Genomic DNA, 18053 nt, shown 5'->3' on the forward strand with positions numbered 1-18053 from the left:
AGCGTGTGATCGCGACAGAACGTGTGGGAGCGACTTCAGGCGCGACGGGCCTTGTCGATGGAGCCTGTTGCGACTGAAGTCGCTCCCACAGGCTGACTGGCACATCCGCGCCACGCCGTTTCGGCCTACCATCGGGGGCGATCCTCCCCACGGACGCCCCACATGATCCATGTCCTGCGCCGCGCCGGTTTCGCCGCGGCTTGCGCTTCCCTCGTCGCCTTCGCCCAGGCCAGCGCCGCCGCGCCGGCCGCCGCCGCTGCGCCCGCCAGCGGCTACGACCCGCTGGCCCTGTTCGCGCCGTTGCAGCTGCCGCAGCCGGCCACCGCCTATCGCAGCGGCGGCGGCGTGCCCGGGCCGCTGTACTGGCAGAACCGCGCCGACTACGACCTGCACGCCAGCATCGATCCGGCCACGCGCACGCTCAGCGGCCAGGAAACCATCACCTACAGCAACCGCAGTCCGGACACGCTGGACGTGCTGTGGCTGCAGCTGGACCAGAACATCTATCGCGCCGACGCGCGCGCCCGCGGCGTGCGCCCGGCGCGGGCGGAACGTCCGCCGGCCCCGGCCAGCGACGGCTATCGCATCGCCAAGGTGGAAGTGGAGCAGGGCGGCAAGCGCGTGCCGGCCAACTTCCTGGTCGACGACACGCGCATGCGCGTGGACCTGCCGCAGCCGCTGGCCGGTGCTGGCAAGGCGCTGAAACTGCATATCGACTACGCCTACACGGTGCCCGGCACCTGGGGCGGGCGCACCGCGGTCACCCCGACCGGCGACGGCGACATCTACGAGATCGCCCAGTGGTATCCGCGCATGGCGGTGTACGACGACCAGCGCGGCTGGGACACGCAGCCCTACCTGGGCGCGGAGTTCTACCTGGAATACGGCGACTTCGACTACGCGGTGACGGTGCCGTGGAACTACCTGGTCGCCGGGTCCGGCGAGCTGGTGAATCCGGCGCAGGTGCTCACCGCCACGCAGCGCCAGCGCCTGGCCCAGGCCGCGGCCAGCGACCGCACCGTGGCGATCCGCAGCGCCGCCGAAATCGGCGATGCGGCCAGCCGGCCCACCGCCAGCGGCACCCAGACCTGGCGCTTCCACATGGCGCATACCCGCGACGTGGCCTTCGCCGCCTCGCCGGCGTTCGTCTGGGACGCGGCGCGCATCAACCTGCCGGAAGGCAAGCATGCGCTGGCGATGTCGGTGTATCCGCGCGAAGGCGTCGGCGCCGACAAGTGGGACCGCTCCACCGAGTTCGTCAAGGCGTCGATCGAGCACTTCTCGCAGTGGTATCCGTATCCGTGGCCGGCCGCGGTGAACCTCGGCGGCCATGGCGCCGGCATGGAATATCCGGGCATCGTCTTCGACGACATGCACGACGGCGGCAAGGACCTGTTCTGGATCACCGCGCACGAGCTGGGCCACGGCTGGTTCCCGATGATCGTCGGCTCCAACGAACGCCGCTACGCGTTCATGGACGAAGGCTTCAACACCTTCATCGACGTCTACGCCTCCGATGCGGTCAACCACGGCGAATTCGCGCCCAAGCGCGACAGCGAGTACGCGCCGAAGGGCGGCAACCCGGTCGACGAGATCCTGCCGCTGCTGGCCGATGCGCGGGCGCCGAACCTGCTCGACCGCGCCGATGCCACCAGCGAGACCTACCGGCATCCGCTGACCTACTTCAAGGGCGCGCTGGGCCTGGTGCTGTTGCGCGAACAGATCCTCGGCCCGGCGCGCTTCGACCCGGCGTTCCGCAAGTACATCGCCACCTGGGCGTACAAGCATCCGACTCCCTCGGATTTCTTCCGGCTGATGGAAAGCGAGTCCGGCGAGGACCTGGCGTGGTGGTGGCGCGGCTGGTATCTCAACAACTGGCAGCTGGACATGGGCGTGCGCGCGGCCAGCTATGTCGAGCACGACCCGGCCAAGGGCCTGCTGGTGACCTTGCAGAGCAGGCAGAAGCTGGTGATGCCGGCGACGCTGCGCATCGACTTCGCCGACGGCAGCCATCTTGACCAGCGCGTGCCGGTGGAGACCTGGATCCAGCAGACGCAGCCGCAGATCCGCGTGCCGAGCACGCAAAAGGTGCTGCACGTGACCCTGGATCCGGACCATCGCCTGCCCGATGCCGATCGGGGCGACAACGCGATCGACGCGGTAGGCTGAGTCCGCGGGCACCACGGCGCCTGGCGGCTGCGCGCCGCTTGCGCCGTGCCGCCGGCGCGGCGATCGTGCCGCGCCGCACGCGTCCGCGTGCGTTCGCACGCAGGGAGAAGGATCTTGCGAACCCGTGTCGCCGCCGCCGTAGCGATCGCCGCATGCAGTGCCGTAACGCCGGGCAGGGCGTCGCGCGTTGCGCTGGCCATGCGCATGCGCCTGCTCCACGCGACGACGGCGCCGCCACGCGCGCGCCTGTTGCCGCGATGGCGCGGCGGCGTGTCGCGTCTGGCCGCGCTGCTGTGCCTGCTGGCGGCCGCACCGCTGGCCAGCGCATGGCATCCGCAATACCCGCCCTGGGTCGGCACGCCGCCGAGCGCGGCCTGCAAGCTGCAGGCGCTGGAGCCGGCCGATGGCGGCGAGATGCGCTGGGACGGAATCACGACCTATCGCCATGCCGGCATCCGCCTGCAACTCGACGTCACCGATAGGCCGACGCTGCAGCTGTTCGATGCGCACGACCGGGCCCTGGTCGCGCCAGTCGCCTTGAGCGGCTCGCCGATGGGGTTCCATGGCGTGGAAACGGTGGATCTCAACCACGACCGACGGCCGGATTTCATCGTCACCCTCGGCAGCGGCGGGGTCGGCCTGGCCGGCGGCAACGCGTGGCGCCGGGTGCTGCTGTCCGATGCCAATGGCTACCGGTCGATCGACGTGGAGACCCACGAGCCCAGCGCCGACGATTACCGGGCGCTGCCGCACCGCGCCGGCTGCGGACTGCTGCAGCTGGTGCCGGTCTGGGCCGATGCGTCGCTGACCCGCGACCGCAAGCCGCATCTGTTCTGGGTCTATCGCCTGTTGCGTTTCGACCACGGGCGCGCCGCATACGCCGACGCGCGTCTGCCCGGCTTGCCCAAGTGGATCCTCTACACCGCGCGACCGCACAACAGCCGTGCCACCGCGTTGCTCGGGTCCGCGCAGAAGCGCGTGGCGTGGGCGGCGCGCGAGCATGGCAGGATCACGCCGGCACCGGCCGGCCCGTAGCGTTCCCGATCGTCCGGGCGGCCGTTGGCGGCAGCGCTCGGCCGACATCGCCTGCGCCGGTCCATGCTGCACACGCAACATCGGCCGTATGTGCGGCGGATGCGCCAATGGCGCGCGAATGTCTCCGCGGCGAAGCGAGCGCGCTCGGCGGGTGGCGCCGAGCGTCGCGCCGATGACGCTGCGTCGCGGTTCTTCGTCGTAGTCGGCACGCCCGCAACGTCGCGCGCGAGCGCGTTGCGGGCGCCTGTCTTCGCCTGTCGTTGTCTGTCTCCATCTGTCCGTTCGTGTCTGTTTCGCATGTCTTGCGGCGCGATCGTAGGTGCGGATCTAGCTTCCCGTTTCGGCCGATTGCGCCGGCGCCGAGCCGGGCGAAGACTGCGCCCGGCCCCCACGCCCCGTGCCATCGCCCATCGCGTTCGCGAGGGCGCCAGGCATCTATCGCTGCAAGATGGGAGAGTCTGATGAACATCCAGTCGCTCAAGGGCGCGCTCGCGCTTGCCCTGGTTTTCTGCGTATCGCCGGCCGTCGCCGGCCCGGTCGGCTACGGCGCCGCCACCACCGGCGGCGGCAACGCGACCCCGATCAACGTCGCCACGATGCAGGCGATGCAGGCCGCCATCGACAATTACTCCGGCAGCGGCGGCCTGGTGCTGAATTACACCGGCCAGTTCAACTTCGCCAGCATCGGCAACGTCTGCGCGCAGTGGCAGTTGCCGGCCAACACCGTGCAGATCAAGAACAAGAGCAACATCACCATCAAGGGCGCCAACGGCTCGTCGGCGAATTTCGGCCTGTGGGTGGTGGGCAATGCGCACAACATCATCATCCGCAACATGACCATCGGCCTGCTGCCCGGCGGCGAGGACGCCGACTCGATCTCTCTGGAAGGCAACTCCAGCGGCGAGCCGTCCAATATCTGGGTCGACCACAACACCTTGTTCGCCTCGCTGACCAAGTGCTCCGGCGCCGGCGACGCGTCCTTCGACGGCGGCATCGACATGAAGAAGGGCGTCCACCACGTCACCGTGTCGTACAACTACGTGCACGACTACCAGAAGGTCGCGCTCAACGGCTACAGCGACAACGACACCAAGAACGCGGCGGCGCGTACCACCTACCACCACAACCGCTTCGAGAACGTGGAGTCGCGGCTGCCGCTGCAGCGCCGCGGGCTGAGCCACATCTACAACAACTACTTCAACAACGTGCTCACCTCCGGCATCAACGTGCGCATGGGCGGGATCGCGCTGGTCGAGGCCAACTACTTCGAGAACGCGAAGAATCCGGTGACCTCGCGCGACAGCAGCGAAATCGGCTACTGGGACCTTATCAACAACTACGTCGGCGGCGGCATCACCTGGAGCGTGCCGGACAGCACCAGCAAGCCCTACGCCAACGCCACCACCTGGATTTCGTCGAAGACGTTCCCGCAGCCGCTCGGCTACGTCTATACCGCGATTCCGGCGGCGCAGGTCAAGGCCAAGGTCATCGCCACGGCCGGCGCGGGTACCAACCTGGCCGAGTAGGCCGTCCGACGGCCGTGCGGCCGCCCGGCGCTGTCCGGAGCGGCCGCAGGCGGTCCATCCGCGTGCGCACCGCGCATGCGATGCGAGCGGCGTGTGCGCGGATCCGCGCCGCGTCGGCCGCTCGGTTTGGGCCAGGTTCGGAGCGGCGTGCGGGTCGCAACGCCTCGCCGCTGGGTATCACGATCCCCTCGCCGTCGCGCCTTGCAGGCGCATTTTCACGTGGAATTCATCGGTCCGGGCGTGTCGCAGCCACTTCGCCGGTCGATCTCCACGCGCCTTTCACGTATGTGAGGGCATTCAATAAAATGTGCGAAATTGCGCATCAAGAATTCGCGGCGCTCGCCGTTACATCGCCCAAGTGCCGATACTTGCGTTGCGTAAAAATGTCTCGAAATTGAAACATTCGGCTCGGCGCTCGCGTTGTGTCAGGGCTCCGCGGCCCCTCGATTTCGTGCCCATTTCCGCATTCGACCAGTGGAGGCGCCTTTCTATTCCATTTCCCCCACTAGGTACCTCCATGATCGGATTTCTTCAGCGCTACAACGTCGGTACGCGCCTTTCCTATGCCTTCGGCCTGCTCATCCTGCTCTCCTGCGGGCTCGTCGTTGCCGGGCTGATCACGCTGGCGCAGTCGCGCAACCAGATGGAAAACATCGTCAAGCGCAACACGATCCTGGCGTATACCGGCGAAATGCGCGAGGCCAGCGCGATCATCGCCATCAACCTGCGCAATATCGTCCTGCCGACCACGCACGGGCAGAACCTCCATTTCGCGAAGATCATCGAGCAGGAGCGCGCGCGTTACAGCGAAGCGCACGACAAGCTCTACGCGATACCGGTCACCGACAGCACTGGCGCGGAGATGCGCAGGCAGATCGATCTCGGCTACCAGAACTCGCGCGTGGCCAACCAGTCGGTGTTGGATCTGGGGATGGAAGACAAGGACGAGCAGGCCCTCCTCGTGCTGACGGAGCAGGCCGGTCCCGCGACGGACAAGTGGCAGGAGGCGATCACCACATATTCGGAGCGGCAGCGCCAGCGTGGCGCGAGCGCCTACGCCGCCGCCAACGCGGCGATGGACCGCGGCCGCGGCATGCTGATCGCCGGCGGCGTCATCGTGATCCTGATCAGCTGTGTGCTGGCCTGGCTGATCACCCGCAGCCTGACCGTGCCGCTGAGCCGGGCCACCCGCGCTGCCGAAGCGATCGCACGTGGCGACCTGGACAACGACGTGCAGACCCAGGCTACCGACGAAACCGGGCGCCTGCTCGGCGCGATGCACGGCATGCAACACCAGCTGCGCAGCCTGATCGGCGCGCAACTGGAGATGGCCAAGCGCCACGATGCCGGCGAAATCAGCCATCGCATCGATGCGCAGGCGTTCCCCGGCGACTACGGGCGCATGGCAGCGGAAACCAATGCCGTGGTCGGCTCGCATGTCGCGGTGCAGCTGAAGCTGGCGCAGATCATGGGCCGCTATGCGGTCGGCGACCTCGATCAGGACATGGACCGCCTGCCCGGCGAGAAGGCGACGTTCACCCGGACCATGGACGAAGTGAAGGCCAACCTGTCGGCGATGAACGGCCAGATCAAGCAGCTGGCGCAGTCCGCCGCCGACGGCGACTTCAGCGCGCGCGGCGATGCCGAGCGTTTCCAGTTCGATTTCCGGGTCATGGTCGAAAGCCTCAACCAGCTGATGACCACCGCCGATGGCAACCTGCAATCCTTGTCGGCGTTGCTGCAATCCATCGCCGCCGGCGACCTGACCGCGCGCATGCACGGCGAGTTCCGCGGCGTGTTCGCGCAGATGCGCGACGACGCCAATGCCACCGCCGAGCAGTTGTCGGAGATCGTCGGCCGGATCAAGCATTCGGCGGTGTCGATCAACGCCGCCGCCACCGAGATCGCCGCCGGCAACGACGACCTGTCGCGGCGCACCGAGCAACAGGCGGCCAGCCTGGAAGAGACCGCCGCCTCGATGGAGGAACTGACCTCCACCGTGAAGCAGAACGCCGAGCATGCACGCCAGGCCAATCAGCTCGCAGTGGGCGCCGGCGCGGTCGCGTCGCAGGGCGGCGAGGTGGTCGGCCAGGTGGTGACCACGATGAGCGGCATCGAGGCCTCCTCGAAGAGGATCGCCGACATCATCAGCGTCATCGACGGCATCGCCTTCCAGACCAACATCCTGGCCTTGAATGCCGCGGTGGAGGCGGCGCGCGCCGGTGAGCAAGGCCGCGGCTTCGCGGTGGTCGCCAGCGAAGTGCGCACCCTCGCCCAGCGTTCGGCGGGGGCGGCCAAGGAGATCAAGGACCTGATCGACGACTCGGTGAGCCGGGTCGCCGAAGGCTCGGCGCTGGTCGGCCAGGCCGGCAAGACCATGCACGAGATCGTGTCCTCGGTGCAGCGCGTCACCGACATCATGAGCGAGATCTCCGCGGCGTCGCAGGAGCAGTACGCCGGCATCGAGCAGGTCAATCAGACCGTGACCCAGATGGACGAGAGCACGCAGCAGAATGCGGCGCTGGTGGAAGAGGCCAGCGCCGCGGCGCGGTCGATGGAGCAGCAGGCGACCGAACTGACCCAGGCAGTGGCCTTGTTCAAGCTGGAAGAGAACGCCGCGCCGGTACGCCAGCCGACCCTCGCGAAGGCGCCGAAGCCGAGGAACTACGCCCGCCCGGCGCCGGCGCCGGCCGCTGCGCGTCGCCTGCAGTCCGTCGCCGCGGTGGCCACCGACAAGGACTGGCAGGAGTTCTGATCGGCGTATGCGCTGCTCGCCGCCCTCCAGCCGGAGGGCGGCGTGCTGTCCAGCACACGCATCGCATGTCGCGCTGGAAGTGCGGGCCAGTTGCCGCCGTATCCGGCAGCAAACGCCGCGCCACCGCCCGCAACGCTATCTCGATCGCCCGACGCGCCTCTCGCCGTCGGGCTTGCTGTGTTTTCGCGGCGGCGTGATGTTGAGCCGTCTGCCGGTCTAGCCCGGCATTCCGCATCGACGGGGAAGAAACCACGTCCCATGTTCGACGCCACCGCCGCGGCGCTGCCCGCGCCGTTCCGTCACCTGGATCTCGTCCAAGCCGCTCCTGCAGCCGCTGGGCTATAGGTACACCGCGTCACGGCGGCGCAGGCCAAGGCCAAGGTCATCGCCACGGCCGCTGTGAGCACCAATCCGGACTAGCGACTTGCGCTTCTCGCGTCACGCCATGCGTCCGCGCGATTCGTTCGCGTGCGCATGGCGCTGCGTCTTGCGCGCACGGTGCAGAACGCGAACTTGCGGTGCAAGACGCGTGAAGAGCGCGGCCGCCGACGCGGCGATCTACCTGGCAGAGCCGCAATGGCCGCCAGCCAAGGATGCACGGTGACATGGCGCGTCGCTGCCGGCCTCGCACTTTTTTTCACTTGGATTTCACCGTTTTTCCGCGTTCCGGATCGATCCGCAACTGCGGATTCACGTCCCGGTGATGTCCGTGACAGCGTTCAAAAAAACCTGCGTTTTTGCGCATCAAGAATCCGATGCGGTCGCCGTTACTTCGCCCAAGCATCGAGACGGCGGCAACGCGTAGCGGTTTGCAAACGGAAGTTTCCGCGCTGCTTTCGCACCGTCCTCATGTCTTCGCGTCCCGCTGGTTTCGCGTTTGTTCCGCGTGATGCCGGTCGCGCTGCGCGGTCTCTTCCATTCCCCCTGCAAGGTATTTCCCATGATCGGATTTCTTCAGCGCTACAACGTCGGCACGCGCCTCTCCTTTGCGTTCGGTCTGCTGATTCTGCTTTCCTGCGGTCTCGTCGTTGCGGGCTTGGTGACCTTGTCCCAGGCGCGTATCCGGTTGGACACCATCGTCAACCAGAACATCGCCACGATTCGCGCCTCCAACGAGATGCTCAACGCCAGCTCGCTGATCGCCATCAATATCCGCAATATCGTGTTGCCGACCTCGCAGGAAGAAAATCGCCGCTTCTACAGCGTCATCGAACAGCAGCGCGTGCGCTATGCCGAAGCGCGCAAGCTGCTTGGCACGATGCCCAGCGACGCGCGCAGCCAGGCGCTGCTCGACAGCGTCGACCAGGTGCGCGGCATGTCGCTGGAAGTCAACAAGCGCGTGATCGAGCTGGGCATGAACAACAAGCCCGATGAAGCGCTTCCCCTGTTGATGCGACAGTCGGCGCCGGCGATCCAGAAGTGGCAGGATGCCATCGCCGCCTATGCCGAGCAGCAGGTCAAGCGCAGCAACGACGCTTATGCCGCGGCCGGCGTGGCAATGAATCGCGGCCGCTCGCTGCTGATCTCCGGCGGCGCGGCCGTCGTCCTGCTCAGCGCGGTGCTGGCCTGGCTGATCACCCGCAGCCTCACCGTGCCGCTTAGCCGCGCCACCCGCGCCGCCGAAGCGATCGCGCGTGGCGACCTGGACAACGACGTGCAGACCCAGGCCACCGACGAAACCGGGCGCCTGCTCGGCGCGATGCACGGCATGCAGCACCAGTTGCGCAGCCTGATCGCCGCACAGCTGGACATGGCCAAGCGCCACGATGCCGGCCAGATCAGCTTCCGCATGGACGCGGCCGCGTTCCCCGGCGACTACGGGCGCATGGCGGCAGAAACCAACGCTGTAGTCGGCTCGCATATCGAGATCAAGATGAAGTTGATGCAGATCATGGGCCGCTACGCGATCGGCGACCTCAGCCAGGACATGGACCGCCTGCCTGGCGAGAAGGCCGTACTGACCCAGACCATGGATGAGGTCAAGGCCAACCTGTCGGCGATGAACGGCCAGATCAGGCAGCTGGCGCAGTCCGCCGCCGACGGCGACTTCAGCGCGCGCGGCGATGCGCAGCGCTTCCAGTTCGACTTCCGCATCATGGTCGAGAGCCTCAACCAGCTGATGACCACCGCCGACGGCAACCTGCAGTCCTTGTCGGCCTTGCTGCAATCCATCGCCGCCGGCGACCTGACCGCGCGCATGCACGGCGAGTTCCGCGGCGTGTTCGCGCAGATGCGCGACGATGCCAACGCCACGGCCGAGCAGCTGTCCGAGATCGTCAGCAGGATCAAGCACTCGGCGGTGTCGATCAACGCCGCGGCCAGCGAGATCGCGACCGGCAACGACGACCTGTCGCGGCGCACCGAACAGCAGGCCGCCAGCCTGGAGGAAACCGCCGCGTCGATGGAGGAACTGACCTCCACCGTGAAGCAGAACGCCGAGCACGCGCGCCAGGCCAACCAGCTCGCGGTCGGCGCCGCGACGGTGGCGTCGGAAGGCGGCGAGGTGGTCGGCCAGGTGGTGACCACGATGAGCGGCATCGAAGCCTCCTCGAAGAGAATCGCCGACATCATCAGCGTCATCGACGGCATCGCCTTCCAGACCAACATTCTCGCGCTCAATGCGGCGGTGGAAGCGGCGCGCGCCGGCGAACAGGGCCGCGGCTTCGCCGTGGTCGCCTCGGAGGTGCGCACGCTGGCGCAGCGTTCGGCCAGCGCGGCCAAGGAGATCAAGGAGCTGATCGACGACTCGGTGAGCCGGGTCGCCGAAGGCTCGGCGCTGGTCGGCCAGGCCGGCAAGACCATGCACGAGATCGTGTCCTCGGTGCAGCGCGTGACCGACATCATGAGCGAGATCTCCGCGGCCTCGCAGGAGCAGTACGCCGGCATCGAGCAGGTCAACCAGACCGTGACCCAGATGGACGAGAGCACGCAGCAGAATGCGGCGCTGGTGGAAGAGGCCAGCGCCGCGGCGCGGTCGATGGAGCAGCAGGCCACCGAACTGGCGCAGGCCGTGGCCTTGTTCAAGCTGGAAGACAACGCCGCGCCGATGCGCCAGCCGACTCCGGCGATAGCGCCGAAGCCGAGGAGCTACGCGCGTCCGGTGCCGTCGCCGGCGCCGACCGCCGCGCGTCGCCTGCAGGCGGTCGCCGCGGTGACCAACGACAAGGATTGGCAGGAGTTCTGATCGGCACTGCGGTGTTGGCCGCCCTCCGAGCGGAGGGCGGCTTGCCGTCGCGGCACGCAAGCATCGCGTGTCGCACAGGTTTCACGGGCCGATTGTCCCAGGCAAACGCCGTGTCAGGCAGCGGCGCAGCGCCACGATTTTGGCTATATTTGCCGCATGGGCGCCGGCAGGGGGCGGGCGTCGCAGATCAAGGAAAGATCGTGGAAATCCAGCAACGCCGCTTTTCGAACCGTATCGGCTACGTTTTCGGCGACGACGAAGTGCACTATTCGGTGCAGGACAGTTCCGGCAGCCGCAGCTTCTCGGTGGCTTACGGCGATATCGGCCGCGACCGCCAGGCGCTGACCGAACGCAACCAGTGGCTGCGCAATGCCGGCCTGCTGTGGGGCGTGTTGGGGCTGGTGCTGACCGTGATGTCCTCGCTGAAATACCACGCGTTCGCGCCCTCGTTCTGGCTGTGGGTCGGCATGATCTGCTATTGCGCCTATCACCTCGTGGTGACCCAATACCTGATCATTCCGACCGAAAAAGGCAATCTGCTGGTGATCAAGAATGCCGACGGCGAGCGCATCGTCGCGCAGATCGAGCAGCGCCGCGCCAGCTACCTGCGGCGCGAGTACGACGTCATGCTCGCCGAAGAGCATCCCGAGCAGCGCCGCAACCGCTTCAAATGGCTGCATCGCGAGGGTGTGCTGAGCAGCGAGGAACTGGAGCAACGCCTGCAGCAGGTGGATGCCCGCGATCCGGCACTGCTGGTGGTGCAACAGGTCTTGTCGGGCAACCAACTGCCCTGAGCCGGCGGCGCGTCGCCGACGCGGGTGCCCGTGCCGCGCGTGGATGCATGAGGTGATGCAGCGTCCGCTGTCCCGGTAATGCCGGCGTGTCTGATTCGCCCAGAGCTGCACGCGGTTATGGATCGCGATCCTGCTTGGTCGAATGTGGACTTGCGCATGCAACAAAAAACGCCGCGGCCGTCGCCGGCCGCGGCGCTGTGATGCAGGCAGGTGAGGCCTGTTACTGCGGCGCGCTCGGCCCCTTGGTGCGCGGGAGCACGTACGAGGTGATGTACTCGCCGTTGGAGCCGTAGACCACGACGATCATCTGGTTGGCGTCCTGGTAGACCACGGTGGCGCTGCACGGGCAGCTCGCGGCGGCGGTGACCATGCCGAGCGGGCGGTCTTTCTCGTCGTTGACGACGATCAGCTGCTCTTCGGCGGCCAGGCCGATCGGCAGGCGCGATTGGGCACCCGGGGTGATCCCGAGTACCGTGATCACTTCGTCCTTCGACGAGTTGATCTGGGCAAAGGTCAGCCCGGATTTCTCGAACGTGTAGACCTTGAACAGCGGCGACAGGCTGACGTTCTTCTTGCCGGCCGGGACGCGTTCGCCCAGGCCTTGGATCGTGTCATTGGCGTCCAGCTTCTGCCCGGTGGCGTGGGTCTGCGCCGCGGTGAATGCGACCGCCAGAACGGCCAGGGTCAACAGGGGTTTGATCATGGTGTCTCTCCTTGTCTTGATGCAGCGGACCGTTGCGCTCGGGCCGGGCGGCAGCCGTGGTCCTTTCCGGCCGAGCCGCTCGGTGCAGGCCATCTCCCGGCCTGCCATCACGCGTGCGGGCGGAGCCGTACCGGATGATCGGCGTAGCGCCTTTGGGTGGCGCTACGCCGGTCGTCGGGCAACGCTTCCGACTCGACGCTTTGTTCAGTATTTCTGACGTTAGTATCGCTGTCAATATATAAAATCAACGAGATACGTCACGCGCGGCAAAATTTCATGGTTTTGTATCTCCGAACTCGGGGTGTCGCCTATCGGCCGTGCAGGTCGTGCCCTGTCCGCACTCGTGCGGGCAGGTTGAGACGGGCAGGGAGTGCGAAGGGCGGAGCGACGGGCATGCGTCCGGTGGCGGCACCGCCGCTGCTCTCGGCTGCGCGCGAACGCGCAGCGCAGTGGATGGGGCGGTCGCCGCTCGACAGCCCGGACGCTGCGCCGCACGCTCGGCGCCACCGAGCGCAGGCCGCGCCCATCCAGACCGGCTGCGGGTCTGAAGATCCGGCGCGACCCGCTCAGGATCGGCTGCTGCGCGGCGGCGAGCACGGCACCATCGCGACGCGGTATCGTGTTGGGATTCCTGCCAATCGACGAACCCGATGCCGCATCCGTCCATGCCTCCCGGTCCCGCCGCCCCGTCCGCCGCGCCTGCGTTGCGCCATGCGCTGAAGCCGCGGCAACTGATCATGATGGGGCTGGGCAGCGCGATCGGCGCCGGCCTGTTCCTGGGTTCGGGCGTGGGCGTGCACGCGGCCGGGCCGGCGGTGCTGATTTCCTACCTGGTCGCCGGCGCGCTGGTGATCATCGTGATGAACGCGCTGGGCGAGATGGCCGCGGCCAAGCCGGCCAGCGGCGCATTCTCGGTGTATGCCGCCGATGCGATGGGCGCCACCGCGGGCGCGACGGTGGGGTGGTTGTGGTGGCTGCAGCTGGTGATCGTGATCGCCGCCGAGGCGGTGGGTGCGGCCGGGCTGCTGGCCACGGTCTGGCCGGCGTTGCCGGTGCCGCTGGTCGCGGTGGTGTTCATGGCCGCCTTCACCGCGATCAACCTGCTTGGCGTGCGCAATTTCGGCGAGTTCGAATTCTGGTTCGCGATCCTCAAGGTCGTGGCGATCGTCGCCTTCATCCTGGTCGGCGTGGCGCTGCTGGCCGGCTGGCTGCCGAACGTGGCCTCGCCGGGCTGGTCCAACGTCACCGGCAACGGCGGTTTCGCGCCGAAGGGCGCCGCCGGCATCGGCGCGGCGCTGCTGGTGGTGGTGTTCGCCTTCGGCGGCACCGAGATCGTGGCGGTGGCGGCGGCCGAGACCGCCGACCCGGAGCGCAGCATCGCGCGCGCGATCCGCACCGTGGCCTGGCGCATCCTGGTGTTCTACATCGGCTCGCTGAGCGTGATCATCGCGGTGGTGCCGTGGCAGAGCGAGGCGCTGAGTTCGCCGTTCGCCGCGGTGCTGCAGGCGGCCAAGATTCCCGGCGCGGCCACGGGCATCACCCTGATCGCGGTGATCGCGCTGCTGTCGGCGCTCAACGCCAATCTGTACGGCGCCTCGCGGATGATCTTCTCGCTGGCGCAGCGCGGCGAGGCGCCGCGCGTGCTGGCCTTCACCAACCGCCAGCAGGTGCCGCTGCTGGCGGTGCTGGCGAGCGTGCTGTTCGGCTTCGTCGCCGCGGTGCTGGAATTGCTGTATCCGAATCGGGTGCTGCCGACGCTGCTGAACATCGTCGGCGCGACCTGCCTGCTGGTGTGGACGATCTCGCTGCTGTCGCAGCTGATCCTGCGCGCGCGCGCCGATCGCGCCGGGACGCGCCTGCCGTTCCGCATGCGCGGCTATCCGGTGCTGACCCTGCTGGCGCTGGCGATCCTGGCGGTGATCTTCGGCCTGCTGGTGGCCTCGCCCGACACCCGCGCGCAGTTCCTGTCGATGGCCGCGCTGACCGCCGCGATCGCGTTGATCAGCGGCGTGGCGCGGCGGCTGCGCGGCAGGCGGGCAGGGTAGGGCGCCGCGCTACCTTGTAGGAGCGGCTTCAGCTGCGACCGGAAGGTGGGTAACGCGATCAGGCCCGCACAGCACGGGGTTCTTGCGAGAACGCAAAGCCCTCTGGCTCACGTTCGTCGCGGCTGAAGCCGCTCTTACACAAAAGCGGTAACGGCCTGGTGGCCTCGCCCGACACCCGTGCGCAGTTCCTGTCGATGGCCGCGCTGACCGCCGCGATCGCGTTGATCGGCGGCGTGGCGCGGCGGCTGCGCGCGCAGCGGGCAGGGCAGGGCGCCCAGCTTCCTGTAGGAGCGGCTTCAGCCGCGACCTGATGCCGGGCATTGCGTTTTTTGCGAGGAACGGAAAGCGCCCCGTGCTTCGTTCGTCGCGGCTGAAGCCGCTCGTACACAAGAGCGGCGACGGCTCAGCCCAGCAACAGACGCGCGCCCAGCGCGCACAGCAGGGCCGGCGGCATCACCAGCGCGCCGACTTTCAGGAAGCGCCAGAAGCCCACGTCCTCGCCTTCGCGGCGGATCGCGGTCAGCCACAGGATGGTGGCCAGCGAGCCGGTGATCGACAGGTTCGGCCCCAGGTCCACGCCGATCAGCAGCGCGTCGACGACCAGTTGCGGCGGATGCGCCTGGGCGATGGTGGTGCTGGCGATCAATCCGGCCGGCAGGTTGTTCATCAGGTTGGAGGCGAACGCCAGCAGCGTGCCGGACGCGCCGGCGGTGGCCAGCGGCGACTGCGCCGCGGAGGCGGACAGCGTCTGCGCGAGCCAGGCGATGACCCCGGTGCGCGACAACGCCTCGACCAGCACGAACAACCCGGCCACCAGCGGCAGCACCGCCCACGACACCGCCTTGGCCAGCGGCAGCGGCGATTGCCGGCCGCCCAGGCACACCGCCGCCAGCGTGGCCACGCCGGCCAGGCAGGTGGGCAGGCCCAGCTCCAGGCCCAGCGCCGAGACGCCGACCAGCAGCGCCGCGGTGGCGAGGATGCCGGCCAGCGCGAAGGCGCCGCCGCGGCTCAGCGGCACCGTGTCCACGCGTTCGGCGCAGCGTCCGCGCAGGTCCTTGCGCTCGGCCCAGTACAGCATGCCGAAGGTGACCCCGATCGCCAGCAGCGACGGCAGCGCGAACGCGGCCATCCACGCGCCCAGGGTCGGCATGGTGCCGCCGTACAGCACCAGGTTGGCGGGATTGGAGATCGGCAGCACGAAGCTGGCGGCGTTGGCGATCAGCGCGCAGGCGAACAGCAGCGGCAGCGGCTTGGCCCCGGCCTTGCGTGCGGCCGCGTATACCGCCGGGGTCAGCACCACCGCGGTGGCGTCGTTGGACAGGAACGCGGTGACCACGATGCCGACCCCGAACACCAGCGCGAACAGGCGCCGCGGCGAGCCCTTGGCCAGGTTCACCGCATGCATCGCCACCCAGTCGAACAGGCCCTCGGCGCGCGCGGTTTCCGACAGCAGCATCATCCCGATCAGGAACAGGTAGACGTCGTAGCCCTTCAGCACCGCATGCCAGGCTTCGACGCCGGGCATCAGGCCGAGGACCATCAACAGCACCGCGCCGCCCACCGCCCACAGCGCCTCGGGCAGCTTGAACGGCCGCGTGATCACGCCCGCCGTGGCCAGCGCGCAGATGCTCCAGGTGGCGAGGTTCGCCGTGTGTCCGCTGAGCATGGTCATGCCGCCGTCGCGGCGGGTGCGGCCGGGCAGGGCGCATGCACGCGGCAGTCGGCGAGGGTGATGGCGCGGTCTGCGGCGGATGCGGAGGGAAGGACGGACATGGCGGCAATCGGCGCGCGTATCGGCGAGGAAGAACGGGCCGGCAAGGATAGCAAGCCGGTCGCCTGCGGCCTGGCGTTCAACCCGCTTCGCGGAGCGGGCGCGCGTCGGCGTTCAGCGGCGAGGCGGTAGCGAAACGCGAACTCCGACAAGCAGGGACAAGGGCCATGGCGGCGTCGCCACGATGCGTTGCACCCGGCGACCGCCACGCACATTTCTGCCGGCCTCGGAAAAGCCCGCACCAGCGCTGCGAATGCACTGCGCGCGCGTGGTGCAGGCAGCGATCGACCAACCCCGCTTCTGCCGATTCCCCATTCGCCATTCCCCTACCGCACATACCTATCGATCCAGCGCTGCAGGAACTCGCTCAGGCTCAGCCTGGTCGGCGGCGATAGACCGGCGCTGCGCGCGAAACCGGCCGCGGCCTGGGCGAAGTCCTGTTTCGCACGCCGCGTCGCCTGCTGCGCAGCCGCCTGCTGCTGGCGCAACTGCACGATGTGCAGCGACGGCCGCCCAGGCGGCGCGAACTTCTGGTCGCGGCGCAGCGCATCGGCGGACAGGGTGGTGGCGTGCGCGGCGTGCGACAGCGCCTGCCTGGCCTTCAGTACCTGCAGCAGCCATTGCCCGGTCTCGCTGAGCCGCCAGGGCGCGGCGGGATCGGAGGTGGCGATCAGCAACGGCGGGATCGCGGCATCGGCGAGGCCGGCGGCGCTCGCGTCCAGGCGCTGCAGCCGTTCGAGAAAATCGGCCTGTGCGGAGGCGGTGTCGGTTGCCATGGGCGGCCCGGGAAGAAACGAGCGCGGACTGTACGCGGTTTTGCGCGTGGGTGGATGCTGCGCCGCCGAGGAAGGGCGCGGTGTGCATGCCGCGTGGGCGCGCAGCATCTGCACGCACGTTCGGCGGGTGAGCGCGCCGCTGCGGCGTTCCGGCGCCTTCGTCTGGTCGCCGTTGCTGTCCTGCCTTCGCCTGGCTTGGCGCCGGCCGTGTCGGGCGCATTTCCGGTCCGGGCGCTGCCGCTTGTGGCAAGGGTTCGGTCGCGGCTGAAGCCGCTCCTACAGGGGCAGGGCCGGAAGACGCGCCGGTGCGCACCGCCGGCTCAGCTGCCGCCGGTCGCGGTCTCCGGCGCCGCGTCGGCGGTGTCGCCGCCGCGCTTCTGCGCGAACAGCCATTGCCACATCTTCGGGTCGCGGTAGGTGGCATCCCAGGCGTTGTGGTTGCCTTCCGGATATTCGGTGTAGCGCACGTCGGCATCCAGGTTCTTGAACGCGCGGTAGATCTTGCGGTCGTCGTGCGGCAGCACCACGTCGTCCTCGGCGCCATGGAACATCCATACCGGGATCCGTTGCAGGCGTTCGGCCAGCGCGGTGTAGGGGTCGGGCAGTTCCGCCACCGGGGTCACCACCAGGTATTCGCGATCCTCGTGCGGGGACAGGATCGCGCCGCACACTGGCACCAGCGCGGCGAAACGCTGCGGCTGCTGCAGCGCGATTTCCCAGGTGCCGTAGCCGCCCATCGACATGCCGGTCAGGTAGGTGCGCTGCGGATCGCCGTTGAATTCCGCGCTGGCCGCGTCCAGCGCCTGCAGCGCCATGGTCGCGTTGACCCCGTTCCACTCCTGCTCGTCCGGCACCTGCGGCATCACCACCAGCGCCGGGAAGTCGCCCAGGTGGCGGCGCAGATACGGGCCCACGCCGGCATCGGCCTGCTGCTTGCCGTCGCTGCCGCGCTCGCCGGAGCCGTGCAGGAACAGCACCACCGGCACCGGTCCCTGGCGGTGCGGCGGCGCCGGCACGAACACCTGGTAGCGGTACAGGCGACCGTCCACGGTCAGCTGGCGGGACACGAAATGGCCGGTGGCCGGGTCGCTGGGCAGGCTGCTGCAACCGACCATCGACAGGCACAGCAGCATCAGCAACGAACGCATGGACATGGGCGGCCCTCGGCGGTGGAGGTCCCCAGTATCGGCGTCCCGGCGCTTCGGCGACAGAGCGGCGTGCGGCCTGGGCCGGGCCCGGACATGCGCCAGTCAGGCGCCGCCCGCGCGGCGTTCAGCCTGTCGCGGCCGCCCGGC

At 68.5% G+C, this 18053-nt stretch carries 12 protein-coding genes; 8 read left to right on the top strand and 4 right to left on the bottom strand.

Features of this window, described 5'->3' with window-relative positions; all coding sequences use genetic code 11:
* The first annotated feature begins 162 nt into the window (after window positions 1-162).
* The 6 genes from AB8810_RS07460 (at window position 163) to AB8810_RS07485 (ending at window position 11463) form a co-directional block, all read left to right on the top strand.
* Window positions 163-2169: a M1 family metallopeptidase gene (locus tag AB8810_RS07460; RefSeq protein WP_369916019.1), complete on the top strand. Its 2007-nt coding sequence runs from the start codon at window positions 163-165 to the stop codon at window positions 2167-2169.
* Between the two features lie 204 nt (window positions 2170-2373).
* A complete protein-coding gene (locus AB8810_RS07465) occupies window positions 2374-3204 on the top strand; it encodes a hypothetical protein (protein WP_369916021.1) in 831 nt (276 codons plus the stop codon).
* 461 nt (window positions 3205-3665) lie between these two features.
* Entirely contained in the window at window positions 3666-4730 is a 1065-nt protein-coding gene (locus AB8810_RS07470) for a polysaccharide lyase family 1 protein (protein WP_369916023.1), read from the top strand.
* Between the two features lie 517 nt (window positions 4731-5247).
* Complete coding sequence (locus AB8810_RS07475) at window positions 5248-7485, top strand: methyl-accepting chemotaxis protein (RefSeq protein WP_369916025.1); 2238 nt, start codon at window positions 5248-5250, stop codon at window positions 7483-7485.
* A gap of 940 nt (window positions 7486-8425) precedes the next feature.
* Window positions 8426-10669, top strand: a complete 2244-nt coding sequence (locus AB8810_RS07480; protein ID WP_369916027.1) for a methyl-accepting chemotaxis protein — start codon at window positions 8426-8428, stop codon at window positions 10667-10669.
* A 200-nt stretch (window positions 10670-10869) separates the two neighbouring features.
* Window positions 10870-11463: a hypothetical protein gene (locus AB8810_RS07485; protein ID WP_369916029.1), complete on the top strand. Its 594-nt coding sequence runs from the start codon at window positions 10870-10872 to the stop codon at window positions 11461-11463.
* A 220-nt stretch (window positions 11464-11683) separates the two neighbouring features.
* On the opposite strand, the gene AB8810_RS07490 is transcribed toward AB8810_RS07485, so the two are convergent.
* Window positions 11684-12166 carry a hypothetical protein gene (locus AB8810_RS07490; protein WP_369916030.1) on the bottom strand — a complete coding sequence of 161 codons (483 nt, stop codon included), beginning with the start codon at window positions 12164-12166 and terminating at the stop codon, window positions 11684-11686.
* A 650-nt stretch (window positions 12167-12816) separates the two neighbouring features.
* On the opposite strand from AB8810_RS07490, the gene AB8810_RS07495 reads away from it, so the two are divergent.
* Together AB8810_RS07495 and AB8810_RS07500 are read left to right on the top strand one after the other, a co-directional pair.
* Complete coding sequence (locus tag AB8810_RS07495) at window positions 12817-14211, top strand: amino acid permease (RefSeq protein ID WP_369916032.1); 1395 nt, start codon at window positions 12817-12819, stop codon at window positions 14209-14211.
* Between the two features lie 158 nt (window positions 14212-14369).
* Window positions 14370-14522, top strand: coding sequence for a hypothetical protein (locus tag AB8810_RS07500; protein ID WP_369916034.1), 153 nt, complete (start codon window positions 14370-14372; stop codon window positions 14520-14522).
* Between the two features lie 92 nt (window positions 14523-14614).
* On the opposite strand, the gene AB8810_RS07505 is transcribed toward AB8810_RS07500, so the two are convergent.
* The 3 genes from AB8810_RS07505 to AB8810_RS07515 form a co-directional block, all read right to left on the bottom strand.
* Window positions 14615-15883, bottom strand: a complete 1269-nt coding sequence (locus AB8810_RS07505) for an arsenic transporter (RefSeq protein WP_206257924.1) — start codon at window positions 15881-15883, stop codon at window positions 14615-14617.
* A 425-nt stretch (window positions 15884-16308) separates the two neighbouring features.
* On the bottom strand, window positions 16309-16758 hold the full coding sequence (locus tag AB8810_RS07510; protein WP_179566250.1) for a hypothetical protein: 450 nt from the start codon (window positions 16756-16758) through the stop codon (window positions 16309-16311).
* A 320-nt stretch (window positions 16759-17078) separates the two neighbouring features.
* A complete protein-coding gene (locus AB8810_RS07515; RefSeq protein ID WP_369916036.1) occupies window positions 17079-17912 on the bottom strand; it encodes a prolyl oligopeptidase family serine peptidase in 834 nt (277 codons plus the stop codon).
* Window positions 17913-18053: the final 141 nt, after the last annotated feature.

This window comes from Xanthomonas sp. NCPPB 3005 (assembly GCF_041228095.2).
Classification (GTDB): Bacteria; Pseudomonadota; Gammaproteobacteria; order Xanthomonadales; family Xanthomonadaceae; genus Xanthomonas_A; species Xanthomonas_A bonasiae.